The 24,750-nt window shown below is 68.2% G+C and carries 19 protein-coding genes and 5 tRNA genes; 4 read left to right on the plus strand and 20 right to left on the minus strand.

What is annotated here, in order from left to right; genetic code table 11:
* Positions 1–6: 6 nt before the first annotated feature.
* Complete coding sequence (ccoS, locus tag RT282_RS10930) at positions 7–144, minus strand: cbb3-type cytochrome oxidase assembly protein CcoS (RefSeq protein WP_152915866.1); 138 nt, start codon at positions 142–144, stop codon at positions 7–9.
* On the minus strand, positions 145–2,544 hold the full coding sequence (locus RT282_RS10935; RefSeq protein ID WP_313313906.1) for a cation-translocating P-type ATPase: 2,400 nt from the start codon (positions 2,542–2,544) through the stop codon (positions 145–147). It abuts the gene before it with no gap.
* 125 nt (positions 2,545–2,669) lie between these two features.
* On the opposite strand from RT282_RS10935, the gene RT282_RS10940 reads away from it, so the two are divergent.
* Positions 2,670–3,113 carry a universal stress protein gene (locus RT282_RS10940; RefSeq protein ID WP_312302787.1) on the plus strand — a complete coding sequence of 148 codons (444 nt, stop codon included), beginning with the start codon at positions 2,670–2,672 and terminating at the stop codon, positions 3,111–3,113.
* Positions 3,114–3,219: 106 nt separating this feature from the next.
* Here RT282_RS10940 and RT282_RS10945 read toward each other — a convergent pair whose 3' ends face one another.
* From RT282_RS10945 to lgt, 4 genes are all read right to left on the minus strand, one after another.
* Positions 3,220–4,803 (minus strand): malonyl-CoA synthase, encoded by a 1,584-nt coding sequence (locus tag RT282_RS10945; protein WP_313313909.1) that lies wholly within the window; start codon positions 4,801–4,803, stop codon positions 3,220–3,222.
* Between the two features lie 41 nt (positions 4,804–4,844).
* Positions 4,845–5,663: an enoyl-CoA hydratase/isomerase family protein gene (locus tag RT282_RS10950; RefSeq protein WP_409519479.1), complete on the minus strand. Its 819-nt coding sequence runs from the start codon at positions 5,661–5,663 to the stop codon at positions 4,845–4,847.
* A 5-nt stretch (positions 5,664–5,668) separates the two neighbouring features.
* On the minus strand, positions 5,669–7,135 hold the full coding sequence (locus RT282_RS10955; RefSeq protein ID WP_313313911.1) for a malonyl-CoA decarboxylase: 1,467 nt from the start codon (positions 7,133–7,135) through the stop codon (positions 5,669–5,671).
* 100 nt (positions 7,136–7,235) lie between these two features.
* The gene (gene lgt / locus RT282_RS10960) at positions 7,236–8,045 is read right to left on the minus strand and encodes a prolipoprotein diacylglyceryl transferase (protein WP_312302795.1); all 810 of its coding nucleotides are present in this window, start codon (positions 8,043–8,045) and stop codon (positions 7,236–7,238) included.
* A 95-nt stretch (positions 8,046–8,140) separates the two neighbouring features.
* On the opposite strand from lgt, the gene bfr reads away from it, so the two are divergent.
* Both bfr and RT282_RS10970 read left to right on the plus strand, forming a co-directional pair.
* Positions 8,141–8,626 carry a bacterioferritin gene (gene bfr / locus RT282_RS10965; protein WP_313313914.1) on the plus strand — a complete coding sequence of 162 codons (486 nt, stop codon included), beginning with the start codon at positions 8,141–8,143 and terminating at the stop codon, positions 8,624–8,626.
* A gap of 196 nt (positions 8,627–8,822) precedes the next feature.
* The gene (locus tag RT282_RS10970) at positions 8,823–9,710 is read left to right on the plus strand and encodes a pirin family protein (protein WP_409519471.1); all 888 of its coding nucleotides are present in this window, start codon (positions 8,823–8,825) and stop codon (positions 9,708–9,710) included.
* 20 nt (positions 9,711–9,730) lie between these two features.
* Here RT282_RS10970 and RT282_RS10975 read toward each other — a convergent pair whose 3' ends face one another.
* Genes RT282_RS10975 through ilvD form a run of 3 tightly spaced genes read right to left on the minus strand, consistent with a single transcriptional unit; the run spans position 9,731 to position 12,786 of the window.
* Positions 9,731–10,162 (minus strand): PaaI family thioesterase, encoded by a 432-nt coding sequence (locus RT282_RS10975; RefSeq protein ID WP_312759273.1) that lies wholly within the window; start codon positions 10,160–10,162, stop codon positions 9,731–9,733.
* 24 nt (positions 10,163–10,186) lie between these two features.
* The gene (locus RT282_RS10980; protein ID WP_313313918.1) at positions 10,187–10,930 is read right to left on the minus strand and encodes an SDR family oxidoreductase; all 744 of its coding nucleotides are present in this window, start codon (positions 10,928–10,930) and stop codon (positions 10,187–10,189) included.
* Positions 10,927–12,786, minus strand: a complete 1,860-nt coding sequence (gene ilvD, locus RT282_RS10985; RefSeq protein WP_313313921.1) for a dihydroxy-acid dehydratase — start codon at positions 12,784–12,786, stop codon at positions 10,927–10,929. Before ilvD ends, RT282_RS10980 begins: the two co-directional genes overlap by 4 nt.
* Positions 12,787–13,035: 249 nt before the next feature.
* Here ilvD and murI point away from each other — a divergent pair, with 249 nt between their 5' ends.
* A complete protein-coding gene (gene murI / locus RT282_RS10990) occupies positions 13,036–13,914 on the plus strand; it encodes a glutamate racemase (protein ID WP_313313923.1) in 879 nt (292 codons plus the stop codon).
* 78 nt (positions 13,915–13,992) lie between these two features.
* On the opposite strand, the gene RT282_RS10995 is transcribed toward murI, so the two are convergent.
* The 11 genes from RT282_RS10995 to RT282_RS11045 all read right to left on the minus strand — a co-directional run bounded on the left by RT282_RS10995 (position 13,993) and on the right by RT282_RS11045 (position 24,743).
* Entirely contained in the window at positions 13,993–14,622 is a 630-nt protein-coding gene (locus RT282_RS10995) for a DUF6806 family protein (RefSeq protein WP_312302806.1), read from the minus strand.
* Positions 14,623–14,634: 12 nt separating this feature from the next.
* Positions 14,635–14,727: transfer RNA gene (locus RT282_RS11000), tRNA-Leu, on the minus strand.
* A gap of 145 nt (positions 14,728–14,872) precedes the next feature.
* Positions 14,873–14,948, minus strand: a tRNA-Gly gene (locus RT282_RS11005).
* Between the two features lie 119 nt (positions 14,949–15,067).
* A tRNA-Cys gene (locus RT282_RS11010) sits at positions 15,068–15,141 on the minus strand.
* 54 nt (positions 15,142–15,195) lie between these two features.
* Positions 15,196–15,271, minus strand: a tRNA-Gly gene (locus RT282_RS11015).
* Positions 15,272–15,369: 98 nt separating this feature from the next.
* On the minus strand, positions 15,370–17,802 hold the full coding sequence (gene lon, locus RT282_RS11020; RefSeq protein ID WP_312759279.1) for an endopeptidase La: 2,433 nt from the start codon (positions 17,800–17,802) through the stop codon (positions 15,370–15,372).
* A gap of 112 nt (positions 17,803–17,914) precedes the next feature.
* Positions 17,915–19,180: an ATP-dependent Clp protease ATP-binding subunit ClpX gene (clpX, locus tag RT282_RS11025; RefSeq protein WP_312306325.1), complete on the minus strand. Its 1,266-nt coding sequence runs from the start codon at positions 19,178–19,180 to the stop codon at positions 17,915–17,917.
* A gap of 111 nt (positions 19,181–19,291) precedes the next feature.
* Positions 19,292–19,900: an ATP-dependent Clp endopeptidase proteolytic subunit ClpP gene (gene clpP, locus RT282_RS11030; protein ID WP_312306327.1), complete on the minus strand. Its 609-nt coding sequence runs from the start codon at positions 19,898–19,900 to the stop codon at positions 19,292–19,294.
* A 108-nt stretch (positions 19,901–20,008) separates the two neighbouring features.
* Positions 20,009–21,325: a trigger factor gene (tig, locus tag RT282_RS11035; protein WP_313313927.1), complete on the minus strand. Its 1,317-nt coding sequence runs from the start codon at positions 21,323–21,325 to the stop codon at positions 20,009–20,011.
* 78 nt (positions 21,326–21,403) lie between these two features.
* A tRNA-Leu gene (locus RT282_RS11040) sits at positions 21,404–21,490 on the minus strand.
* Between the two features lie 67 nt (positions 21,491–21,557).
* The gene (locus RT282_RS11045; RefSeq protein WP_313313930.1) at positions 21,558–24,743 is read right to left on the minus strand and encodes an efflux RND transporter permease subunit; all 3,186 of its coding nucleotides are present in this window, start codon (positions 24,741–24,743) and stop codon (positions 21,558–21,560) included.
* Positions 24,744–24,750: the final 7 nt, after the last annotated feature.

Here is a 24,750-nt window from a genome sequence, read left to right on the forward strand (position 1 = left end):
CCCGGGTCAACCATCCCTCAATATGCGTTCACCTTCCTGCTCCACGTTCTCGAACTGGCCGCGATACACGGCCCACCACAGCCCGGCCAGTACAAACAGCACCAGCACGACGGACAGCGGGATCAGGAGGTAAAGAATGTCCATTCAGGCCATCTCCAACGGAATGGGCGCCGGCTGCGGCGCGTCAGAGGGTATTGCGAGGGCGCGGGCATTGCCTTGATCGCGGGCCAGGCGGGCGGCATTGGCCACCACCAGCAGCGAGCTGAGTGCCATGCCCAAGCCGGCCAGCCAGGGCGGCATGAGCCCGGCAATGGCCAGTGGCACGCCCAGGGCGTTGTAGCCGGCCGCCCACCACAGGTTCTGGCGCACGATGCGCAAGGTGCGGCGCGACAGCGTCAGGGTCTGGGCGACCAAGCCAAGATTGTCGCCCATAACCACGAGATCGGACTTTGACTGGGCCAGGGGCACGGCCCGCCCGAAGGCAAACGACACGTGAGCGCCGGCCAGCACCGGGCCGTCGTTCAACCCGTCGCCCACCATGGCCACGCGGTGGCCGGCCTGCTGCAGCGCTCGCAGGCGTTCCAGCTTGTCCTGAGGCGTGCAGTCGCCCTGGGCGGTGTCGATGCCCGCACGGGCGGCCACGCGCTGCACGGCGCCGCCGCGGTCGCCCGACAGCAGCTGCACCGCCACGCCGGCCTGCTGCAGCTGCCGAACCACGGCCACGGCCTCGGGGCGCAGCTCCTCCGCGAAGGCAAAGCGCGCCAGCTCGATCACTTCTTCGCCACGCTGCAGCGACAGCGCGGCCTGCTGGCCCTCTCCCTGCGGGGCCAGGCGCGCATGCGCGGGCGAGCCCAGGCGCAGCGTGCCGGCCAGCGGCCCCTGCACGGCGGCGACGAGGCCGGCGCCGCCGATCTCCTGCACCTCGCCCAGCGACCAACCGGTCAGGTCAGCGCCACCCGCGGCCGCCACGGCGCGCGAGACCGGGTGCAGCGAATGGCGCGCCAGCAACGCCGCCAGGCCTAGCACGTCGTCGCGCGCCAGGCCGGCCTGCGTCGCCACGTGCGCCTCCTGCAAGGACAGGCCGTCGCGCGTCAGCGTGCCGGTCTTGTCGAACACCACCGTGTCTACACCCGCCAGCGTCTCCAGCGCCTGCAGGTTGCGTACCAGCACGCCACGGCGCGCCAGGGTGCCGGCGGCGGTGAGCATGGCCACTGGCGTGGCCAGCGACAGCGCGCAGGGGCACGTGACGACCAGCACGGCCACGGCCACCATCAGTGCGTGGCTGGGGTCGGTGGGCCACCACCAGGCGGCGGCCAGAGCGGCCGCCAGCAGCACGCCGATGAGGAACGGCCGGGCGATGCGATCGGCCAGCTGCGCCAGGCGCGGCTTTTGCAGCGAGGCGCTTTCCATCAGCGCGACGATCTGGCCGAAGCGCGTGTCCTCGCCCAGCGACTGCACGCGCACCTGCACGGCGGCGCGCAGGTTGTAGCTGCCGGCCGTCACGGCCGCACCCTGGGGCTTGTCCACGGCGGTGGATTCGCCCGTCAGCAGCGCCTCGTCGGCCTGGGTGCTGCCGGCGACGATGCAGCCGTCGGCCGGGAAGGCCTCGCCCGGCAGCACGCGCACCACGTCGCCCACCCGCAGGCGCCGCGTGGCCACGCGGGTGAAGCCACCCTTCTCCCCGTCCAGCCGCTCCACGCTGTCGGGCAGGCGGTTCATCACTGCCTCCAGAGCGCCGGCGGTGCGATCGCGCAGGCGCAGCTCCAGCCAGCGGCCGGTGAGCAGGAAGAACACGAACATGGTCAGCGAGTCGTAGTACACCTCGTGCCCGAACGGCCCGGTCGGGTCGAAGGTGCCCAGCATGCTGACGACGAAGGTGATCAGCATGCCCGCAGCCACCGGCAGGTCCATGCTGACGCGGCGCTGGCGGATGTCGCGCAGCGCGCTGGAGAAGAACGGCCCGCAGGCGAACAGCACCACCGGCAGGCTGATGACCCAGGAGGCCCAGCGCAGCAGCTGCTCCATCTCCATGCTCAGGTCGCCGGGCATGGCCTGGTAGGCGGGCCAGGCGTACATCATGACCTGCATCATGCAAAAGCCGGCCACCAGCCAGCGCCACAGGGCGCGGCGGTGCTCGCGCACGCGGTGCTCGCGCGCCAGCGCATCCATGGCCGGCATGGCCTGGTACCCGGCGCGACCCACGGCCCGCATCCAGTCGGAAGGCAGCACCTGGCCCGGCTGCCAGACCACGCGGGCGCGGCAGGTGGCGGCGCTGACGTCGGCCTCCAACACGCCGGGCACGCGGCGCAGCGCTTCCTCGATGGTCAGCGCGCAGGCGGCGCAGTGCATGCCGCCCAGCACCACGTGCGACTCCCAGGCCGTGTCCTGCGGCGCGGCGCCGGCTGCGCCTGCGCCGTGCGGGCGGCCGAAGGCGGACCACTCCTGCGGATCGTCCAGCAGGGCCAGGGCCTGCGGTTCGGGCGCGGCATCGGCCACGGCGGACGCTCCAGCGTCTGCATACGGGCCGGATGAGGGAATTGACATGAGGCAAAGATTACCCGCCTCGCGTGACAGGCTCATTGACTTGAATCAAGATTGCAGGGGCCAGCCATCCTATGCTCGAAGCACACCAAGGCCAAATCAATCACCCACAAACGAGGAGCCACTCCATGTACCAGCGCATCCTGATTGCCACCGACGGATCCGAACTGTCCGAAAAAGCCGTGCAAAGCGGTCTGGAGCTGGCCCGCCTGTGCGGCGCCTCGGCGGTGGCCCTGAAAGTCGTGCCGCGCTACCCGCGCAGCTACTTCGAGGGCGGCGCCGCGGTCGACCCGGCCGAGATCAAGCGCGTGGAGGCGCAGTGGAGCGAGGCGGCGCTGGCCATGGTGACGGCCATCAAGACCCGCGCGAAGGCCGATGGCGTGATCGTCAAGCCGGTGGTGGTCAAGTCCGACCTGATCGCCGAGGCGGTGATCGCCGCCGCCAAGAAGCACGACTGCGACCTGATCGTCATGGCCTCACACGGGCGCAAGGGCATCAAGCGGCTGCTGCTGGGCAGCGAGACGCAGCACGTACTGACGCACTCGCACATTCCGGTGCTGGTGCTGCGTTAAGGGTCAAATTGGCCTCCAGCGCTTATCCATCAAGCGCCGGCAGCTCCTCTTTCAATAGCAAAACGGGCCCGGGAGCCCGTTTTTCCTCTCCGCCGCAGGCGGGCGTTCAGGCGAACAGCCCCCGGTACTGCTCGCGCAGCAGGTTCTTCTGCACCTTGCCCATGGCGTTGCGCGGCAGTTCGGCGGCGATGAAGCAGCGCTTGGGCACCTTGTAGTTGGCCAGCTGGGTCTTCAGCGCCTCCAGGATGGCATCGGCCTGCGGCTGCGCGCCGGGGCGCGGCACGACGACGGCCACGCCCACCTCGCCGAAGTCCGGGTGCGGCACGCCGACCACGGCGCTCTCGGCCACGCCGGGCAGTTCGTTGATGGCGCCCTCCACCTCGGCCGGGTAGACGTTGTAACCGCCGCTGATGATCAGGTCCTTGCTGCGCCCGACGATGGTGACGTAGCCCTGCGCGTCCTGCAGGCCCACGTCGCCGGTGCGGAACCACCCGTCCGCCGTGAACTCCTCGGCCGTCTTCTCGGGCATGCGCCAGTAGCCCTTGAACACGCCGGGCCCGCGTACCTGGATGTGGCCGGTCTCACCTGCAGACAGCGGCGCGCCCTGCTCGTCCACCACACGCAGGCCTACGCCCGGCAGCGGAAAGCCCACGGTGCCGCCGCGGCGCTCGTTGCGCCCTTCATAGCGGGCATCGGCCTGGTAGGGGTTGGACGTCAGCATGATGGTCTCGCTCATGCCGTAGCGCTCCAGGATGGTGTGGCCGGTGCGCTCCTGCCACAGGCGGAAGGTCTCGATCAGCAGCGGCGCCGAGCCGGAGATGAACAGGCGCATGTGCCGCGCCGCCTCGCGCGTCAGGCCGGCTTCGGCCAGCAGGCGCACGTACAGCGTGGGCACGCCCATGAAGACGGTGGCGCGCGGCAGGGCCTCGACCACGGCGCGCGGCTCGAACCGGGGCAGCCAGATCATCTTGCTGCCGTTGATCAGGGCGCCGTGGATGGCCACGAACAGGCCGTGCACGTGGAAAATGGGCAAGGCGTGGATCAGCACGTCGCCGCCCTCCTCGGGCGTCCTCCAGCCCCAGTAGCCCTTGAGCATCAGCGCGTTGGACAGCAGGTTGCCGTGCGTCAGCATGGCACCCTTGCTGCGGCCGGTGGTGCCGCTGGTGTAGAGGATGGCGGCCACGTCGTCGGCTGCGCGCGCGACCGGCAGGTGCGTGTCGCCGAAGTGCACGGCGCGCTCCAGCAGGCTGCCCGTGCGGTCGTCGCCCAGGGTGAAGACGTGGCCTGTGCCGGCCACAAAGGCGATGCGCGAGACCCAGCCGAAGTTGCCCGGCGTGCACACCACCACGGCCGGCTCGGCGTTGCCGATGAAGTACTCGATCTCGGCGCTCTTGTAGGCGGTGTTCAGCGGCAGGTACACGTGGCCGGCGCGCAGGGTGGCCATGTACAGGACCAGCGCCTCCACCGACTTCTCGACCTGCACGGCGATGCGGCTGCCCGGCGGCAGCTGCAGCGAGGCCAGCAGGTTGGCCATGCGGGCGCTGGCGTGCTCCAGGTCGCGCCAGCTATAGGCGAGGGGACGGCCATCGGGCGCCACGGCCTCGATGGCGACGGCGTCCAGGTCGGCAGGAAAGGCGGCGCGCAGGGCGGCAAACAGGTTCTGGCTGGGCGGCGAAAGGGTGTCCGGCATGGCTGGCGGTCGGTGAATCAGTCGATCAAACAAACAATCCATCAGAAAACGGGCTTGCGCTTGGCCAGAAAGGCGCCGACGCCCTCGCGGTGCTCGGCGCTGCTGGCATAGGCATAAGGGTCGGCCGCTACCTTTTCGATAGCTGCCACCGCTTGACTGGCGGTCGCTGGAGCCATTTTTGACTCGCGCCAGGCGCGCAGCGTCTGCTTGTTCAGGCGGGCCGCCTGCGGAGCCAGTGCGGCGATGCGCCGGGCGCTGGCCAGGGCCTGCTCGCGCACGTCCTGCGGCGCCGCCACGCGGCTCAGGAAGCCGGCGCGCACCATCTCTTCGGCGCCGAAGGTGGCCGCCTCCAGCAGCATCTGCCGGGCGATGGTCTCGCCCACGGCGCCCGCCACCAGGGCCGCCTCACGCGGCGCCATGGGAAAGCCCAAGCGCGCGATGGGCGCGCCGAAGCGCGCGTCGGCGGCGGCAATGCGCACGTCGCAGCAGCTGGCGATCTCCACCCCCGCGCCCATGCAGGCGCCGGCGATGGCGGCGACGATGGGCACGTCGCAGGCCAGCATGGCGCCCAGGCCGCCCCAGACGTCGCCTTCGTGAAAGTCGCGCAGCTGCTGCGCGTCGAAACGGAAATCGGGGTATTCGGAGATGTCGCCGCCGGCGCAGAACGCGCCGCCCTCGCCCTCGATCAGCACGCAGCGCAGGTCGGCGCGCGCCTGCGCGTCCTCGAACACCGTGCGCAACTGGCGCCACATGGCGCGGGTCATGGCGTTCAGCCGGCCGTCGTGGCGCAGCACCACGCGCAGGATGCCCGGCTCCTCCTGGGTTGCGGCGACGGCCGCCACACGTGTGTCGCCCGCCACGCCGCTCAGCCCTTGCACAGGCCGTCGATCTCGCTGGACACGGGGATGCGCCCCTCGGCCAGCTGCGCGCGGTGGCGGTCCAGGCGCTTGAGGTCGTACAGGTAGTTGACCATCAGGCCGAAGGACTGCTTCACGCCCTTGGCCGACGGGTCGCCGGCCCAGTTCAGCCGCTCCACGCGCGCGCCGTTGCCCAGGTGGAAGCGCGCCACCGCGTCCAGCGGGCGGCCGTCCTTCGTCTCGCGCCCCAGGTACAGGGCGGCGCAGCGGGTGACGAACTGGCGCACCGGCGACTTCGGCGTCAGCTGCAGCCCGCCGTCGGCCGCGACGGCGATCACCTGGGCGATCTCGGGTTCGCCCGGGGCCTGCAGCGCGCGGGCCAGCTCGGCGCGCTCCTTGGCAGGCAGCTGGGCCAGCTGCGCAGCGCCCTGCTTGGCGAGCCAGGAGCGAAAGCCGGGGATGGGCGAGAGCGTGGCGAAGGTGCGCAGGCGGGGGAATTCCTCGGTCAGCGTCTCCACCACGTGCTTGATGAGCGAGTCGCCGAAGCTCACGCCGCGCAGGCCCACCTGCGTGTTGCTGATGGAGTAGAAGATGGCGGTGGTGGCGCGCTTCAGATCAGCGGGCGCGGCGTCTTCGTCCAGCAGCGGCGTGACGCTGTCGGACATGGCGTCCACCAGCGCCACCTCCACAAAGATCAGCGGTTCATCGGGCAGACGCGGATGGAAGAAACCGTAGCAGCGCCGGTCGCTGTCCAGCCGGTTCTTCAGGTCGGCCCAGCTCTTGATGTCGTGCACCGCCTCGTACTTGATGAGCTTTTCCAGCAGCGACGCGGGCGAATCCCATGACAGGCGCCTGAGCTGCAGGAAGGCCACGTCGAACCAGGTGGAGAACAGCTGCTCCAGCTCCGCGTCCAGCGGCAGCAGGCGCCGGTCGGCCTTGAGTTGCGGCAGCAGCTCGGCGCGCAGGTCCACCAGGAAGCGCATGCCTTGCGGGAACACGGCAAAGCGCTGAAGCAGCCGCGTGCGCGGCGAGACCAGGGCGCGGCGCAGGTGGGCCTCGGCCTGCGGCGCGTCCTGCGTGCCGGCGGCCTCGCTGTAGCGCTGCTGGGCGGACTGCACCTGCGAGGCGTCAGGGGCGAACTGCTCGCACATCAGCAACCACAGGTCGCGCCGCTCCTCGGGCGCGGCGGCGGCATACCAGTCGGCCACCGCCTGGGCCCGGCGGCCGGCCTCGATCTCACTCACGCGCGGCGCCACCACTTCCTGCAGGTCCGTCAGCACCCGGCGCAGCGCCCGCGGAGCCAGTGCTTCGCTGCCGCGGCGCAGCGTGGCCTGCAGGCGCTCGTGCGTGCTGCGCTCGGGCGGCGCGGGCTTGTCACCCTTTTCCGCCCGCAGGCTGCCGACCTTGCGCGAGATCCAGGAGGACGAGGAAGACGGCGAAGCAGAGGAATCGGGGGTGGTGGCGGAAGCGGTCATCGTTCCTTCAAGGGGTGGGTGGATGGGAATGGATGGCGATTGAAATATCAAAAATCATAGCTGCCAGCGCTTATTTGGCAAGGGCTGGAGGCCATTTTGGCTATATATGCGCCGGCCGGGGCTGGCGCTGCGCGCCCAGCCACAGCGCCACGCCGGCGACCACCATGGGCACGCACAGCCACTGACCCATGGACAGGCCCAGGCCCAGCAGGCCCAGGAAGGCGTCGGGCTCGCGGAAATACTCGGCCGTGAAACGCAGCACGCCATAGCCCACCAGGAAGGCGCCGGCCACCTCGCCGCGCTTGCGCGGGCGGCGGGCATACAGCCACAGCAGCACGAACAGCAGCAGGCCTTCGAGCAAAAACTGGTAGATCTGCGAGGGGTGGCGCGCCAGCATCGAGCCGCTTTGCGGAAACACCATGCCCCAGGGCAGGTCCGGCGGCGCAAAACGCCCCCACAGCTCGCCGTTGATGAAGTTACCGATGCGCCCCGCCGCCAGCCCCGTGGGCACGCAGGGGGCGACGAAGTCCGCCACCTCCAGCCACGGCCGGCGGCGCGAGTGGGCGAACCACAGCATGGCGCCGATCACGCCCAGCAGCCCGCCGTGAAAGCTCATGCCGCCCTGCCAGATGGCGAAGATCTCCAGCGGGTGCGCCGCGTAGTAGCCCGGCTTGTAGAACAGGCAGTAGCCCAGGCGCCCGCCCACCACCACGCCCAGCACGCCCAGAAACAGGATGTCCTCCACGTCCTTTCGGGTCCAGCCCTGGGCGGCATAGGGCACGTGGCGCAGGCGCAGCGTGCCCAGCAGCATGAACAGGGCAAAGGCGGCCAGGTAGGTCAGGCCATACCAGTGGATGGCCAGGGGCCCGATCTGCAGGGCCACGGGGTCGATCTGCGGGTACATCAGCATGGCGGGCATTGTGACGCAGCGCATTGGCACCCCGAGCCGCGCGGGCGATACTCCGGCCATCACCTCCGCCCTTTTTTCCAGAAGAAGATCCCACCATGCAAGGCCACCCCGACGTCATCGCCTGCCTCGTAGCGCTGCTGCGCGGCGAACTGGCCGCGCGCGACCAGTACTTCATCCACTCGCGCCAGTACGAGGACCAGGGCTTCATGCGCCTGTACGAGCGCATCGACCACGAGATGCAGGAGGAAACGCAGCACGCCGACGCCATCCTGCGCCGCATCCTGATGCTGGAGGGCCGTCCGGACATGCGCCCCGAGCCCTTCACGCCGGGCGAGACGGTGCCGGACATGCTGCGCATCGACCTGGAGACGGAGTACCGCGTGCGCGCCAACCTGAGGGAGGCCATCGCCCTGTGCGAACGCCAGCGCGACTACGTCACCCGCGACCTGCTGCTGGCCCAACTGCGCGACACCGAGGAAGACCACGCCTACTGGCTGGAAAAGCAGCTTTCGTTGATCGAGCAGGTGGGCTTGCAGAACTATCTGCAAAGCCAGATGGGCGCAGGCGCCGATCCAAGCTAAAACAGCCCCAAACACCCGCCAGGCAAGCGCTGGCAGCTCACATTTTTGATATACGGGGGGCGCAGGCACAGCGTTCCACCGATGCAACGCTGAAACCTGCCGCCCGCCCCTACCCGGTCACTCCGGCGGCCCCATCTGCAAGTCATGTGCCTTGGCGGCCTGCCCGCCGCTTGCATCCAATGAGGAGCCCATGACCATGCTGCGAACCGTCCAATCCGTTCACAACGCCCCGCCCCGCCACTGGGTGGGCGACGGCTTTCCCGTGCGCTCGCTGTTCAGCTACGGCGACCACGGCCGCGCGCTGTCGCCGTTTCTGTTGCTGGACCACGCCGGCCCGCACCACTTCGAGCCCGCCGCCCGGCCGCGCGGCGTGGGCGTGCACCCGCACCGCGGCTTCGAGACCGTGACCATCGTCTACCAGGGCGAGGTGGCGCACCGCGACTCCACCGGCGCCGGCGGCACCATCGGCCCCGGCGACGTGCAGTGGATGACGGCCGCCTCGGGCATCCTGCACGAGGAGTTCCACTCCGAGGCCTTCACCGCCCGCGGCGGGCCGCTGGAGATGGTGCAGCTGTGGGTCAACCTGCCTGCCAAGGACAAGCAGGCCGCGCCCGGCTACCAGACGCTGCTGGCCGGCGACATCCCGTCGGTGCAGCTGCCCGGCGGCGCCGGCCAGGTGCGCCTGATCGCCGGCGCGCTGCAGGGCGCCAGCGGCCCGGCACGCACCTTCACGCCGCTGCAGGTGTGGGACGCGCGCCTGTCCGCCGGCGCCCAGGCACGGCTGCCGGTCACGTCCGGCCACACGCTGGCGCTGGTGGTGCTGCATGGCGCGGTGCGGGTGGGCGACGAGTCTGCCAGCGCCGGCCAGTTGGTGCAGCTGGGCCGCGAGGGCGACGAGGTGCTGATCGAGGCCGTCAACGGCCCCGCCACGCTGCTGTGGCTATCGGGCGAGCCGATCAACGAGCCGGTCGTGGGCTACGGCCCGTTCGTGATGAATACCCGCGCCGAGATCGAGCAGGCCGTGGACGACCTGCGCAGCGGCCGCTTCGGCGGCATGCGCGCGACAGGCGCCGCCGCGCACTGAATCAACGGCAGCGGGGCGCCTCAGCCGCCGCGCGGCTGCACGTAGACCATGGTGGCCTGCATCATGGCCACCACCTTGGGCTCGGCTGCGCCGGCGGCGTAGGCCAGCACCTCGCCGGTTACCACCGCCAGCTGCCGCCCAGCGTTGGCCACCCGGCCCACGGCGACGAAGCGCTCGCCGATGGCCGGGCGCAGGAAGTTGGTCTTGAACTCGGCCGTCACCACCTCGCAGTTCTCGGGCCCGCGCGTCAGCGCAGCGTAGCCGCAGGCGCTGTCCACGACGCTGGTGATGGCACCGGCGTGCACGTAGCCGTGCTGCTGGGACAAGGCGGCGGCAAAGGGCAGCTCGATGCGCACTTCGCCGTCTTCCACGAGGATCAGACGCGCGCCCAGCGTGGCCATCAGGCCCTGGGCGTCGAAACTGGTGGCGATGCGCTGGTGCAGGTCGTTCATGGTCGCATTTTTTACAGGCAGGGGTCAGGTGAGATTCAGTCCGCCGTCCAGCAACAGGACTTCTCCCGTCAGGTAGTCGCTGGCGGCCAGCAGGGCGACGGCCTGGGCAATATCCTGGGGCTGCGCGGCGCGGCGCAGGGGCGCACGCTCGCGCCACAGGGCCTGCGCCTGCGTCCAGTCGGCCGTCAGCGGCGTATCGACCAGGCCCGGCGCCACGGCATTCACGCGGATGCGCGGCGCCAGTGACACGGCCAGCAGCCGCGTCACGTGGTTCAGCGCCGCCTTGGTGGCGGCATACGGGATGGACGCGCCCTTGGGCCGCACGCCTGCGTGCGAGCTGACGTTGATGACGCAGCCGGCCCGGCCACGCTCGGCCGCCGCCTCCAGCGCGGTGCGCGCCTCTGCCACCAGGCGGAACGGGGCCACCACGTTGACCTCGTGCAGCGCGTGCCAGAGGTCCGGCGTGGCGGCGAACAGGTCGTCGTGCGGCACCACGCGGCTGATGCCGGCGTTGTTCACCAGCACGTCCAGCCGGCCCCAGGCGGCCACGGCTTCGCGCACCAGGCGCACACGGTCCGCATCCACCGCCAGGTCGGCCTGGATGTAGACCGCGCGGCCCAGCTCGGCGGCCAGTGCCTGGCCGGCCTGCGCGGAACTGCGGGAATGCACGATGACCGCGTAGCCCTCGCCCGCCAGGCGCCGCGCGACGGCTGCGCCGATGCCCGACGTCGACCCCGTGACCAGGGCAACGGGCGCAGAGGCGCTCAATCGAGCAGCGACAGGTCGCGCACGGCGCCCTTGTCGGCGCTGGTCACCAGCTTGGCGTAGGCCTTCAGCGCCGCGGACACCTTGCGCGGGCGCGGCTCGGCCGGCTTCCAGCCCCGGGCGTCCTGCTCGGCGCGTCGGCGCTCCAGTTCCTCGTCGCTGACCAGCACGTTGATGGTGCGGCCCGGGATGTCGATGCGGATGCGGTCGCCGTTTCTCACCAGGCCGATGGCGCCACCCGAGGCCGCCTCGGGCGAGACGTGGCCGATGGACAGGCCCGAAGTGCCGCCGGAAAAGCGCCCGTCGGTCAACAGCGCGCAGGCCTTGCCCAGGCCCTTGGACTTCAGGTAGCTGGTCGGATAGAGCATCTCCTGCATGCCGGGGCCGCCCTTGGGACCTTCGTAGCGGATGACGACCACGTCGCCAGGCTGCACCTGATCGCCCAGGATGTGTTCCACGGCATCGTCCTGCGATTCGACGACGTGCGCCGGACCTTCAAACACCAGGATGGATTCGTCCACGCCCGCTGTTTTCACCACGCAGCCATCCACCGCAATGTTGCCATGCAGCACGGCCAGGCCGCCTTCCTTGCTGTAGGCGTGGTCGTAGCTGCGGATGCAGCCGTGCTCGCGATCCAGGTCCAGGCTGGGCCAGCGCGCGTCTTGGCTGAAGGCCACCTGCGTGGGGATGCCGCCGGGGCCGGCCAGGTACAGGCGCCGCACGGCCTCGTCCTGCGTGCGCGTGATGTCCCACTGCTCCAGCGCCTCGCCCAGGGTGGGCGCATGCACCGTGGGCACGTCGGTGTGCAGCTTGCCGGCGCGGTCCAGCTCGCCCAGGATGGCCATGATGCCGCCGGCGCGGTGCACATCCTCGATGTGGTACTTGTCGGTATTGGGCGCCACCTTGCACAGCTGCGGCACCTGCAGCGACATGCGGTCGATGTCCTTCATGGTGAAGGCGATCTCCGCCTCCTGCGCGATGGCCAGCAGGTGCAGGATGGTGTTGGTGGAGCCGCCCATGGCGATGTCCAGCGTGATGGCGTTCTCGAACGCCGGCAGGCCCACCGAGCGCGGCAGGATGCGCTCGTCATCCTGCTCGTAGTACTGGCGCGCCAGTTCCACGATGCGGCGGCCGGCGCGCTTGAACAGCTCTTCGCGGTCGGCGTGCGTGGCCAGCAGCGTGCCATTGCCCGGCAGCGACAGGCCCAGGGCCTCGGTCAGGCAGTTCATGGAGTTGGCGGTGAACATGCCCGAGCACGAGCCGCAGGTCGGGCAGGCCGAGCGCTCGACCTCGGCCACGTCGGCGTCGCTGACCTTGTCGTCGGCGGCCATGACCATGGCGTCCACCAGGTCCAGCTTCTTGGTGAAGCTCACCGTGGCCTGGCCCGGCACGGCCAGCTTGGCCTTGCCGGCCTCCATGGGGCCGCCGGAGACGAAGATCACCGGAATGTTCAGCCGCATGGCGGCCATCAGCATGCCAGGGGTGATCTTGTCGCAGTTGGAGATGCAGACCATGGCGTCTGCGCAGTGCGCGTTCACCATGTATTCGACGCTGTCGGCGATGATCTCGCGGCTGGGCAGCGAGTACAGCATGCCGTCATGGCCCATGGCAATGCCGTCGTCCACGGCGATGGTGTTGAACTCCTTGGCCACGCCGCCGGCGGCCTCGATCTCGCGCGCCACCAGCTGGCCCAAGTCCTTCAGGTGCACGTGGCCCGGCACGAACTGCGTGAACGAGTTGACCACCGCAATGATGGGCTTGGCGAAGTCGGCATCCTTCATGCCGGTGGCGCGCCACAGCGCGCGTGCGCCCGCCATGTTGCGGCCGGCGGTGGAGGTTTTGGAACGGTATTCGGGCATCGTGGGACCTGCGCGGGAAAAGAGAAAAAGGGGAACGGCGTATTCGCTGGTGTGGAGTGAAGCAAGCAGTCCGGCCTGTCGCGCCGGCATGACCGGCCTGGACAGGCGACGCGCCTCGTGGGCTGCGCCGCGCGCCAGTACCGCGGGTCGATAGCAATTCATTATGTCGCAGCCCCAACCGCCGCACCGGCCTGCGGGAAAGGGCCCGCGCGGGCATACTTGGCGCCCCGTTCCAGCCCGCCGCCGCCCGTGTCCGTCCTGCCGCACCCCCAGCCTTCCGCCCAGCAACCCATCGGCGTATTCGACAGCGGCATCGGCGGCCTGAGCGTGCTGGCCGCACTGCGCCGCGAGCTGCCGCACGAGCGCTTCGTCTACCTGGCCGACAGCGGCTGCGCACCCTATGGCGAAAAGGGCGACGCCTACGTCACCGCGCGCTCGCTGGCCATCGCCCGCTGGCTGCTGGCGCGCCATGGCATCAAGGCCCTGGTGGTGGCCTGCAACACGGCCACGGCCGCCGCGGTGGAAGCCCTGCGTGCGGAGCTGCCCGGCCTGCCCGTGATTGGGGTGGAGCCCGCCCTGAAACCCGCCGCCGCCCTGACGCGCACCGGCCACGTCGGCGTGCTTGCCACGCGGGGCACGGTGCACAGCGGGCGCTTCGCGCGCCTGCGCGGCGCGCACGAGGGACGGGAGGTGCGGTTCTCCGTGCAGGCCTGCGACGGGCTGGCCCATGCCATCGAGCAAAGCACCGATGCCGAGCCCGCCCCGGCCGCCGCGGCCCAGGCCCGCACCGCCGCCCTGTGCGCGCGCTACGTGCAAGCGCTGGGCCGCTTCGGCAGCGAGCCGGGCGCTATCGACACGCTGGTGCTGGGCTGCACCCACTATGTGTTCGCGCGCGAGCAGTTGCGCAGTCTGGTCGGCCCGCAGGTGCAACTGATAGACACCGGCGAGGCCGTGGCGCGGCAGACGCGGCGCATGCTGGAAGCCACCAACACGTTGGCGCCGGATGCACCGCGCGATGAACCCGCGGCCCTGCTGTTCACCACCGGCGTCCTGCCCGCGCTGCAGGCTGCGGCCGGACGCTGGCTGGGCCTGCCGCCGCAGGCCTGCACACTTCTGCCAGAGTTATAAAGAAAAACGGGCCCTAAGGCCCGTCCATCAAGCGCTGGCAGCTATTTTTTCAATAGCACGCGCAATGCCTCCTATCACTCAGTGCAAGTGGCGCGGACGGCGCCCGCCGCCATGTCCGCTGCCGCCCGCACCGCCGGTGCCGCGCGGCGGCTTGCCGATCTCCAGCGAGCTGACCAGCGCGTCGAAGCGCTCGGAGAACAGCTTGTCGATCTCGCCCACCACGCCGCCCAGTTCTGCGCCGTCGAAGTGGCGCTCCATGAGATTCACCACGTCCTGCACCAGCAGGTCGCGCTGCACCTGCATGATGGCCGCAGGCGTGGGGCCGACGAACAGCATTAGGAAGTCGTCGCGCGATTCGTCCTCGTCCTCGGCCTCTTCCTCGTCGAACTCGGCGTCGTAGAAGGTCACCTCGATGGCGGCGCCCTGCTCGGCCAGTTCGTTCAGGCTCATGCACATGTCGTCCAGCGACTGGCGGAAGTCCTCATCGCCGCGCACCGTCCAGCACATTTGCAGCACGCGCTCCTTGGGGTCGAACTGGATGCCGGGCTCGTCCTCATAGGCGCTCTCGGCGCCATCGGCCAGCGAACGGGCGCCAGCGTAGGTCCACAAGGGTTTGAGGGCGTCCTGCAACTGGTTGAAGTCCACGTCGGGGCGCAGCTGCACTTGGCCATGCACGTGGATCTCGAAAGGCGCGTTGTAGTCTGACATGCGAAATCTCCCTGGTGCCCCGGGCCGGGGTCGAACCGGCACGCCCCTTTGCAGGAAAGCGGCGGATTTTAAGTCCGCAGTGTCTACCAATTTCACCACCGGGGCGCTGGCCGGCATGGCCGGCCGGCTGAGGGCCAGCGTAACCGCGCCGGCGCCTGCATGCAATGGCTGCCAGACCGCATTGCGGGGTATGGCAACGGCCTGGATGCGACCAATAAAAAAGGGAAGCCGAGGCTTCCCTTGCGAAATATGGAGCGGGAAATCGGTCTCGAACCGACGACCTCAACCTTGGCAAGGTTGCGCTCTACCAACTGAGCTATTCCCGCATTGTTCTTTCCTGCTACAGCACTTTCGCGCTGCATTTCGGAAAGAAAGAAATTCTAGCACTTTTTCCAACCTTCACCGCGAAGTGCAAACGTTTTTGCTACCTCAGGGTGAACAAGGCTGGAGGCGCGGGCCGGAGTCGAACCGGCCTCAACGGATTTGCAATCCGACGCATAACCGCTTTGCTACCGCGCCAAACCTTTTTCTTCGAAAAAAAGGGGAGCCTTGGCACCCCTTTTTTCAAGAATCTGGAGCGGGAAATCGGTCTCGAACCGACGACCTCAACCTTGGCAAGGTTGCGCTCTACCAACTGAGCTATTCCCGCATTTATCGAAGCCTCACATTGTACAACGTTTGGTGTCGATGAGAGAAGTTTAACGCATTTTTTGGCCCGCGCCGGCAAATGCGTCAAATTCTTCGCCGTCAGTGCGGCGCGGCGCCCGCGCCCGCGACATGTGCGCTCTGGGCCGCGCGCTGCGCGGCCTGGGCCGCCACCTCTTCGTCGGTCAGGGGCTCGGGGCTGCGCTCCAGCGCGACGTCCAGCACTTTGTCGATCCACTTGACGGGCACTATCTCCAGGCCGCTCTTCACGTTGTCCGGTATGTCCTGCAGGTCCTTGACGTTCTCCTCGGGGATCAGCACCGTCTTGATGCCCCCGCGCAACGCCGCCAGCAGCTTTTCCTTCAAACCGCCGATGGCAGTCACTTCACCGCGCAGCGTGATCTCCCCGGTCATGGCCACGTCCGCACGCACGGGAATGCCGGTGAGCGCCGAGACGATGGCCGTCGTCATGGCCGCGCCCGCGCTTGGGCCATCCTTCGGCGTGGCGCCGTCAGGCACGTGGATGTGCAGATCGCGCTTTTCAAAGGCCTCGTCCTTGATGCCGAGCATGCGTGCGCGGCTGCGCACCACCGTACGCGCGGCCTCCACCGACTCCTTCATCACGTCCCCCAGCGAGCCGGTGCGGGTGATCTGGCCCTTGCCGGGCATGGTCGCCACTTCGATGGTCAGCAGGTCGCCGCCCACTTCTGTCCAGGCCAGGCCCACCACCTGCCCGACCTGGTTGTCATGCTCGGCGCGGCCATAGGTGTATTTGCGTACGCCCAGGTAGTCGTGCAGATTCTCCGGCGTGACCTCCACCGGCCCGTTGGTCTGCTTGAGCTGCACGGCCTTGACGACCTTGCGGCATATCTTGGACAGCTCGCGCTCCAGCGAACGCACGCCGGCCTCGCGGGTGTAGTAACGCACGATGTCGCGCACCGTGGGCTCGGTTACCGTCAGCTCGCCGTCCCGCACGCCGTTGTTTTCCATCTGCTTGGGCAGCAGGTATTTGAGGGCAATGTTGGTCTTCTCGTCTTCGGTATACCCCGACAGACGGATGACCTCCATGCGGTCCAGCAGCGCGGGCGGGATGTTCATGGAGTTGGACGTGGCCACGAACATCACGTCAGACAGGTCGAAGTCCACCTCCACGTAGTGGTCGCCGAACTTGTGGTTCTGCTCGGGGTCCAGCACCTCCAGCAGCGCGCTGGAGGGGTCACCCCGGAAGTCGGTGCCCAGCTTGTCGATTTCGTCCAGCAGGAACAGCGGATTGCGCGTGCCGACCTTGTTCAGGTTCTGCAGCACCTTGCCCGGCATGGCGCCGATGTAGGTGCGGCGGTGGCCGCGGATCTCCGCCTCGTCGCGCATGCCGCCCAGGGCCATGCGCACGTACTTGCGCCCCGTGGCCTTGGCGATCGACTGCCCCAGCGAGGTCTTGCCCACGCCAGGCGGCCCGACCAGGCACAGGATGGGCGCCTTGAGCTTGTCCACGCGCTGTTGCACGGCAAGGTATTCGAGGATGCGGTCCTTGACCTTCTCCAGCCCGTAGTGGTCTTCGTTCAGCACCTCTTCGGCCAGCGCCAAGTCGTGGCGCACCTTGGTCTTCTTGCTCCAGGGCAGGCCCACCAGCGTGTCGATGTAGTTGCGCACCACGGTCGCCTCGGCGGACATGGGCGACATGAGCTTGAGCTTCTTGAGTTCGCTCTCGGCCTTCTTGCGCGCCTCGGCAGGCATCTTGGCGGCCTTGATCTTTTTCTCGATCTCCTCGATGTCGGCGCCCTCGTCGCCTTCGCCCAGTTCCTTCTGGATGGCCTTGACCTGCTCGTTCAGGTAGAAGTCGCGCTGGTTCTTCTCCATCTGGCGCTTGACGCGGCCGCGGATGCGCTTGTCCACGTTGAGGATGTCCACCTCGCGCTCGAGTTGCCCGAACAGGTTCTCCAGCCGCTCGCGCACGTTGCCAAGGCCCAGCACGGATTGCTTGTTCTCCAGCTTCAGCGGCAGGTGGGCGGCGATGGTGTCGGCCAGCCGGCCGGCATCATCGATGCTGGCAATCGACGTGAGGATCTCGGACGGGATCTTCTTGTTGAGCTTGACGTACTGGTCGAACTGCTGCATCACGGCGCGGCGCAGCGCCTCCACCTCGCTGGTGTCACCCTCTTCCTGCGATTCGGGCAGCAGCGGGCGCACGGTGGCGGTGAAGTGGCTATCGTTCTCCAGCACGGCCACCACGGCTGCGCGCTGCTGGCCCTCCACCAGCACCTTCACCGTACCGTCGGGCAACTTGAGCATCTGCAGGATGGTGGAGATGCAGCCGACCTCAAACATGTCGGCTACCTGAGGCTCGTCCTTGGAGGCGGCCTTCTGGGCCACCAGCATGATGCGGCGGTCGCCTTCCATGGCCTGTTCCAGCGCCTTGATGCTCTTGGCACGGCCGACGAACAGCGGAATCACCATGTGGGGGAAGACCACCACGTCGCGCAGGGGCAGCAGCGGCAGGTCGATGGGCGTGTCAGGCAGGGGCGTGTGTCCGGACATGGGCAATCCTTGAAAAGCTCCATGGAATATGGTCCATGGGCGGGTTATTTCAACCGGTGCGGCTTGCGCGCCGGGCTCGACCGGTTGCTGCCCGCTTTGGCGCAGCCGGTGCTCAGGCGGTTTTGGCGGCCTCGCGGTAGACCAGCAGCGGCGCCTTGCTTTCCTCGATCGTGGCCTCATCCACGACCACCTTCTCCACGTTGGTAGCGGTAGGCAGGTCGAACATCGTGCCGATGAGCGCGTGCTCCAGGATGGAGCGCAGGCCGCGAGCGCCGGTCTTGCGTGCAATCGCCTTGCGTGCGATGGCCTTGAGCGCCGCCGGGCGGATTTCCAGGTCCACGCCCTCCATGGCCAGCAGCTTGCTGTACTGCTTTACCAGAGCGTTCTTGGGCTCGGTGAGGATCTGCACCAGCGCATCCTCGTCCAGCTCGGCCAGCGCCGTAACCACCGGCATGCGGCCCACCAGCTCGGGAATTAGGCCGAACTTGATCAGGTCCTCGGGCTCGATGTCCTGGAACATCTCGGTCAGCGAGCGCTGCGACTTGGCTCGCACCGTGGCGCCGAAGCCGATGCCCGAGGCCTCGGTGCGCGCCTCGATGACCTTCTCCAGCCCTGCAAACGCCCCGCCGCAGATGAACAGGATGTTGGTTGTGTCGATCTGCAGAAAGTCCTGATTGGGGTGCTTGCGCCCGCCCTGCGGCGGCACGCTGGCCATGGTGCCCTCGATGAGCTTGAGCAGGGCCTGCTGCACACCCTCGCCCGACACGTCACGGGTAATGCTGGGGTTGTCGGACTTGCGAGAGATCTTGTCGATCTCGTCGATGTAGACGATGCCACGCTGGGCGCGCTCCACTTCATAGTTGCAGCTTTGCAGCAGCTTCTGGACGATGTTTTCCACGTCCTCGCCGACGTAGCCGGCCTCGGTCAGCGTGGTGGCATCGGCCATGACGAAGGGCACGTCCAGCTGGCGCGCCAGGGTCTGTGCCAGCAGCGTCTTGCCCGAGCCGGTGGGGCCGATGAGCAGGATGTTGCTCTTGGACAGCTCCACCTCGTCCTTGCCGGCCTTTTCCTTGTGGCGCAGGCGCTTGTAGTGGTTGTAGACGGCCACGGCCAACGTGCGCTTGGCCTTTTCCTGGCCGATGACGTAGTTGTCCAGGTTGGCCTTGATCTCCGACGGGGAAGGCAGGTCGCCGCGTGCATCCTGCCCCGTCTCGCCCGTAGGCAACTCGTCACGGATGATCTCGTTGCACAGGTCAATGCATTCGTCGCAGATGAAGACGGAGGGGCCGGCGATCAGCTTCTTCACCTCGTGCTGGCTCTTGCCGCAAAAGGAGCAGTACAGGGTTTTCTCGCCGGAGGAGCCTTTTTTCTCGGCCATGGATGCAGTTGCCTTAGATCAAAACAGTTGTCAAGGATGATAACGAAATAAAAAAGGCGCTTCCCGTGTGGGAAACGCCGTTTTCAGCAGCCGCCGGACAGCGGCTTTTGCTCAGGGGCGCTTGGCGATCACCTGGTCGACGATGCCGTAGTCCTTGGCTTCGTCGGCGGTCATGAAGTAGTCGCGCTCAGTGTCGGTCTTGACCTTTTCCAGCGACTGTCCGGTGCGCTCGGCCAGGATACGGTTCATCTGCTCCTTGGTGCGCAGGATGTCGCGGGCATGGATCTCGATGTCGGTGGCCTGGCCGCGCGCCCCGCCCAGCACCTGGTGGATCATGATCTTGGAGTTGGGCAACGAGAAACGCTTGCCCTTGGCGCCAGCGGCCAGCAGGAAGGCGCCCATGCTGGCGGCAAAACCGCAGCACAGTGTGGACACGTCGGGCTTGATGAACTGCATGGTGTCGTAGATCGCCATGCCGGCCGTCACGCTGCCGCCCGGGGAGTTGATGTAGAACGAGATGTCCTTGTCCGGGTTCTCGCTTTCCAGGAACAGCAGCTGCGCCACCACCAGGTTGGCGGTCTGGTCGTTGACCTCACCCACCAGGAAGATCACGCGCTCCTTGAGCAGGCGCGAATAAATGTCGTAGGACCGCTCGCCGCGGCCCGACTGCTCGATGACCATGGGAATCATGCCCAGGGCCTGGGTGTCCAGTGCGCTCATGTGTTGCTTTCTCCGTTGCGGTACAGATTCACCAAAGGAAATGGGGCTTGCGCCGCAAAGCACAAGCCCCGCAAGGCCGCTGCCAGCGGCAGGCTGACGACGCGAGCCTCAGGCCGGCTGGCCGCCCATCAGTTCGTCGAAGGACACGGCCTTCTCCGTCACCTTGGCCTTGCCCAGGACGAAGTCCGTGACGTTGTTCTCGACCACCACGGCCTCGACCTCGCCCAGACGGTTGCGGTCGCTGAAGTACCAGCGCACCACGTCCTCGGGCTTTTCGTAGCTGGCAGCCAGCTCGTCCACGTGGGCCTTGAGCTGCTCGGGCTTGGCCTGCAGTTCGTTGGCGCGGACCAGCTCGGCCACCACCAGGCCCAGGCGCACGCGGCGCTCGGCCTGCGGGCGGAAGATGTCGTCGGGGATCTCAGCCTTGTCGGCGTCCTTGATGCCGCGCTGCTTCAGGTCGGCGCGGGCGGCGTCACGCAGACGCTCGATCTCGCCTTGCACGGCGGCGTTGGGCAGGTCCAGCTCGGCCTTGGACAGCAGCGCCTCCATGGCAGCCTGCTTGTTGCGCGCCAGCAGGCGGAACTTGACCTCGCGCTCCAGGTTCTTCTTGATGTCGGCGCGCAGGCCCTCGACCGTGCCGGCCTCGATGCCCAGCGACTTGGCCAGCTGCTCATTCACTTCGGGCAGGTGAGCGGCTTCGATGTTCTTCACGGTGACCATGAAGTCGGCCGTCTTGCCGGCCACGTCCTTGCCGTGGTAGTCCTCGGGGAAGGCCAGCGGGAAGGTTTTGCTCTCGCCCACCTTCATGCCGCGCACGGCATCCTCGAACTCCTTGAGCATCTGGCCTTCGCCGACCAGGAACTGGAAGTCCTCGGCCTTGCCGCCGGCAAAGGGTTCACCGTCGATCTTGCCCTCGAAGTCCACCGTCACGCGGTCGCCGTCCTCGGCAGGCGTGCCCTTGGCGCGCTGGGCGAAGGTGCGGCGCTGCTTGCGCAGGATGTCCACGGTCTTGTCGATGGCCTCGTCGGTCACCTCGGCAGACAGCTTCTCCACCTCGGCGTCTGCCAGGTCGCCAATCTTCACTTCGGGGAAGACCTCGAACACGGCGTCAAAGGAGACCTCGCCCTCGGGCGCGCCTTCCTTTTCGGTGATGCGCGGCTGGCCAGCCACACGCAGCTGCGCCTCGTTGGCGGCCTGCGAGAAGGCCTGGCCGACCTTGTCGTTGAGCACCTCGTACTGCACCGAGTAGCCGTAGCGCTGCTGCACCACGCTCATCGGCACCTTGCCGGGGCGAAAGCCGTCCATCTTCACGGTGCGCGCCAGGCGCTTCAGGCGCGCGTCGACTTCGTTCTGGATGGAGGCAAGGGGCAGGTTCAGCGTGATCTTGCGCTCGAGCTTGTCAAGGGTTTCAACGTTTACGGCCATGGTGTTTCCTGGTGTCGGAGGCAGGGGGTCGTGACAGCGAGCCGCGCTGGCGGTGGGCTGCGTGCGTCAGTGTCACGTTGGTGCGCGGGGGGGGACTCGAACCCCCACACCATTGCTGGCGTCAGGACCTAAACCTGGTGCGTCTACCAATTTCGCCACCCGCGCGGTTCTTTTCGTGCCACCAGGCTGCGCCATTGCCGCAAGCCCGGTGAAACTGGTCAAACGGCGGATTTTACCCTGACGCCGGCAGCCCGCCGCCAGTTTCAGGCCTGGCCGCCTCCTCTTCGGTGGGCCGGCGCACGCGGAACCAGGCCGCGTACATGGCCGGCAGGGCCAGCAGTGTGAGCACCGTCGCCACGATCAGCCCGCCCATGATGGCCACCGCCATGGGGCCCCAGAACACACTGCGCGACAGCGGCACCATGGCCAGCACGGCCGCCGCCGCCGTCAGCGCGATGGGGCGCAGCCGGCGCACGGCCGCATCGGCGATCGCATCCCAGGCGGGCACGCCGGCGGCCCGGTCCAGCTCGATCTGGTCCACCAGAATGACCGAGTTGCGCTGAATCATGCCCATCAGCGCCACCACGCCCAGGAGCGCGACGAAGCCGAAGGGCCGGTTCAGCAGCAGCAGTGCCGCCGCCACCCCGGCGATGCCCAGCGGCCCGGTGAGGAACACCAGCATCGAGCGGCTGAAGCTGTGCAGCTGCAGCATGAGCAGCGTGAAGACCAGGAACAGCATCAGCGGCACACCGGCCACGATGGCGCTCGAACCCTTGCTGCTTTCCTCCACCGCGCCGGCGACGTCGATGCGCGTGTCGCCCTGGCCCTGCGCGCGCCAGTGCTGCTCCAGCTCGCGCAGCTGCGGCAGCAGCTCGGCCGTGACGGTGGCGCCCTGCAGGCCCTCGACCACGTCGCCCTGCACGGTGATGGCGTAGTTGCGCCCGTAGCGCCACATCACGCCCGGCTCCCAGGCCAGCTGCGCGCGGGCGATCTGCGCCAGCGGGATGGAGCGACCCGAGGCCGTGGCCACGTACACGCCTTCGATGCCGGACGCGCCCTCGCCCTGCCCCGGCGCCTGGCGCAGCACGATGTCGATCAGCCGGTCGCCCTCGCGGTACTGGCCCACGGTGGTGCCCGTGAACTGCGTGCGCGTGGCCTGGGCAATCGCCTGGCTGGACACGCCCAGGGCGCGCGCCTTGTCCTGGTCCACCTCCAGCCGCAGGGCTTTCACGGATTCGTTCCAGTTGTCGTTCACGCCGCGCATGTGGCTATTGCCGCGCAGTACGGCCTTGACCTCCTCGGCGTGCAGGCGCAGCTGCTGCGGGTCGCTGCCGACCACGCGGAACTGCACCGGATAGGGCACGGGCGGCCCGTTGGGCAGCAGCTTGACGCGGGCGCGCGCCTCGGGCACCTCCTGCGCCAGCAGCTCCGGCAGGCGCTGGCGCAGCAGCTCGCGCTGGTGCAGGTCCTGCGCCAGCACGATGAACTGCGAAACGTTGGACTGCGGGAACACCTGGTCCAGCGGCAGATAAAAGCGCGGTGTGCCCGAGCCCACCCAGGTGGCCACGCTCTGCACGCCGTCCAGCCGCATCAGTGCGCTTTCCGCACGGCGCGTGACATCCTCGTTGGCGGACAGCGGCGTACCTTCGGGGAACCACAGCTCCACCATGACCTCGGGCCGGCTCGAATCGGGGAAGAACTGCTGCTGCACCCGTCCCATGCCCACCAGGCCCAGCGCGAAGATGGCCAGCGTGGCGCCTATCGTCAGCCAGCGGTGCTCCACGCACCAGTGCACCGCGCGGCGAAAGCGGTTGTAGAACGGTGTGTCGAACAGCTCGTGCGGCGGTGCATCCGGGTCGTGCGGCTTCACCTTCAGGATCAGCGTGCCCAGGTAGGGCACGAAATACACCGACACGATCCACGACAGCACCAGCGCGATGACGGTGACGGCGAAGATGGCGAACGTGTATTCGCCCGTCACCGACTTAGCGATGCCGATGGGCAGAAAGCCCGCCGCCGTGATCAGCGTGCCCGTCAGCATGGGCTTGGCCGTCAGCTCGTAGGCAAATGTCGCGGCACGCGGCTTGTCGTAGCCCTCCTCCATCTTGCGCACCATCATCTCCACGGCAATGATGGCGTCGTCCACCATCAGGCCCAGGGCGATGATGAGCGAGCCCAGCGACACCTTGTGCAGCCCGATGCCCAGGTAGTGCATGGCCAGGAAGGTCACGGCCAGCACCAGCGGGATGGTGATGGCCACCACCAGCCCCGGGCGCCAGTCCACGTACCAGCCGAAACGCCCGCCCTTGTGCAGCCCCAGCGACACGAAGCTCACCGCCAGCACGATGACCACCGCCTCGATCAGCACCTTCACGAACTCGTTGACCGACGCGGCCACCGACGCCGGCTGGTCCTGCACCTGCGCCAGCTCCACGCCGGCGGGCAGGCGCGCCTGGATGCCGTCCACGGCCGCGCGCAGCGCCTTGCCCATGGCGATGATGTCGCCGCCCCGGGCCATGGAGATGCCCAGAGCCACCACCTCATGGCCCTGGAAGCGCACCTTGACCGACGGCGGATCGACGTAGCCGCGCCGCACCTCGGCGATGTCGGACAGGCGCAGTTGGGCGTTGGACTGCGCGCCGCGGATCGGCATAGCGCGCAGCTGCTCCACGCTGGTGAACTGCCCGCCCACGCGTACCTGCACCACGTCGTGCGGAGAATCGATCTGGCCGGCGCCCTCCACCGCGTTCTGGCCGGCCAGCTGCTGCAGCACGGTGTTCATGCCCAGGCCCAGCTGGGCCAGACGCTGCTGCGAAACCTCGACCCAGATGCGCTCGTCCTGCACGCCGAACAGCTCCACCTTGGCCACGTCCTTGACGCGCAGCAACTGCTGGCGCACGTCGTCGGCGAAGTCCTTCAGCTCGGCCGGCGTGAAGCCCTCGCCTGACAGCGCGTAGATCACGCCGTACACGTCGCCGAACTCGTCGTTGAAGAACGGCCCCTGCACGCCTGCCGGAAGCTGCCAGCGCATGTCGCCGATCTTCTTGCGCACCTGGTACCAGACCTGGGCCACCTCGGCCGGTTTGCTGGAGTCCTTGATCTCGAAAATGATCTGCGACTCGCCCGGCTTGCTGTAGCTGCGGATGCGGTCGGCGTAGGGCACCTCCTGCAGCGTGCGTTCCAGCTTGTCGGTGACCTGCTCGGCCACCTGCTGCGCCGTGGCGCCGGGCCAGTAGGTGCGCACCACCATGGCGCGGAAGGTGAACGGCGGGTCCTCGTCCTGCCCCAGCTGGAAGTAGGCGGCCACGCCCAGCAGCATCAGCACCACCATCAGGTAGCGCGTCAGCGCGGCGTGCTCCAGCGCCCAGCGCGAGAGGTTGAAGCCCTGGTTGCGGGCGGGCTGCGGCGCGGCGTTCATGTCGGGC

Origin of the sequence: Pulveribacter sp. (assembly GCF_032079985.1) — a bacterium.
Classification (GTDB): domain Bacteria; phylum Pseudomonadota; class Gammaproteobacteria; order Burkholderiales; family Burkholderiaceae_C; genus Melaminivora.

Bases quoted from the DNA above. Each gene is read 5' to 3' on its own strand.
- clpX (WP_312306325.1), bottom strand. From the start codon at position 19,180: ATGGCCGAGAAAAAAGGCTCCTCCGGCGAGAAAACCCTGTACTGCTCC.
- lon (WP_312759279.1), bottom strand. From the start codon at position 17,802: ATGTCCGGACACACGCCCCTGCCTGACACGCCCATCGACCTGCCGCTG.
- RT282_RS10995 (WP_312302806.1), bottom strand. From the start codon at position 14,622: ATGTCAGACTACAACGCGCCTTTCGAGATCCACGTGCATGGCCAAGTG.
- ccoS (WP_152915866.1), bottom strand. From the start codon at position 144: ATGGACATTCTTTACCTCCTGATCCCGCTGTCCGTCGTGCTGGTGCTG.
- bfr (WP_313313914.1), top strand. From the start codon at position 8,141: ATGCAAGGCCACCCCGACGTCATCGCCTGCCTCGTAGCGCTGCTGCGC.
- RT282_RS10940 (WP_312302787.1), top strand. From the start codon at position 2,670: ATGTACCAGCGCATCCTGATTGCCACCGACGGATCCGAACTGTCCGAA.
- ilvD (WP_313313921.1), bottom strand. From the start codon at position 12,786: ATGCCCGAATACCGTTCCAAAACCTCCACCGCCGGCCGCAACATGGCG.
- RT282_RS10945 (WP_313313909.1), bottom strand. From the start codon at position 4,803: ATGCCGGACACCCTTTCGCCGCCCAGCCAGAACCTGTTTGCCGCCCTG.
- RT282_RS10955 (WP_313313911.1), bottom strand. From the start codon at position 7,135: ATGACCGCTTCCGCCACCACCCCCGATTCCTCTGCTTCGCCGTCTTCC.
- RT282_RS11045 (WP_313313930.1), bottom strand. From the start codon at position 24,743: ATGAACGCCGCGCCGCAGCCCGCCCGCAACCAGGGCTTCAACCTCTCG.
- RT282_RS10970 (WP_409519471.1), top strand. From the start codon at position 8,823: ATGCTGCGAACCGTCCAATCCGTTCACAACGCCCCGCCCCGCCACTGG.
- clpP (WP_312306327.1), bottom strand. From the start codon at position 19,900: ATGAGCGCACTGGACACCCAGGCCCTGGGCATGATTCCCATGGTCATC.
- RT282_RS10935 (WP_313313906.1), bottom strand. From the start codon at position 2,544: ATGTCAATTCCCTCATCCGGCCCGTATGCAGACGCTGGAGCGTCCGCC.
- tig (WP_313313927.1), bottom strand. From the start codon at position 21,325: ATGGCCGTAAACGTTGAAACCCTTGACAAGCTCGAGCGCAAGATCACG.
- RT282_RS10975 (WP_312759273.1), bottom strand. From the start codon at position 10,162: ATGAACGACCTGCACCAGCGCATCGCCACCAGTTTCGACGCCCAGGGC.
- lgt (WP_312302795.1), bottom strand. From the start codon at position 8,045: ATGCTGATGTACCCGCAGATCGACCCCGTGGCCCTGCAGATCGGGCCC.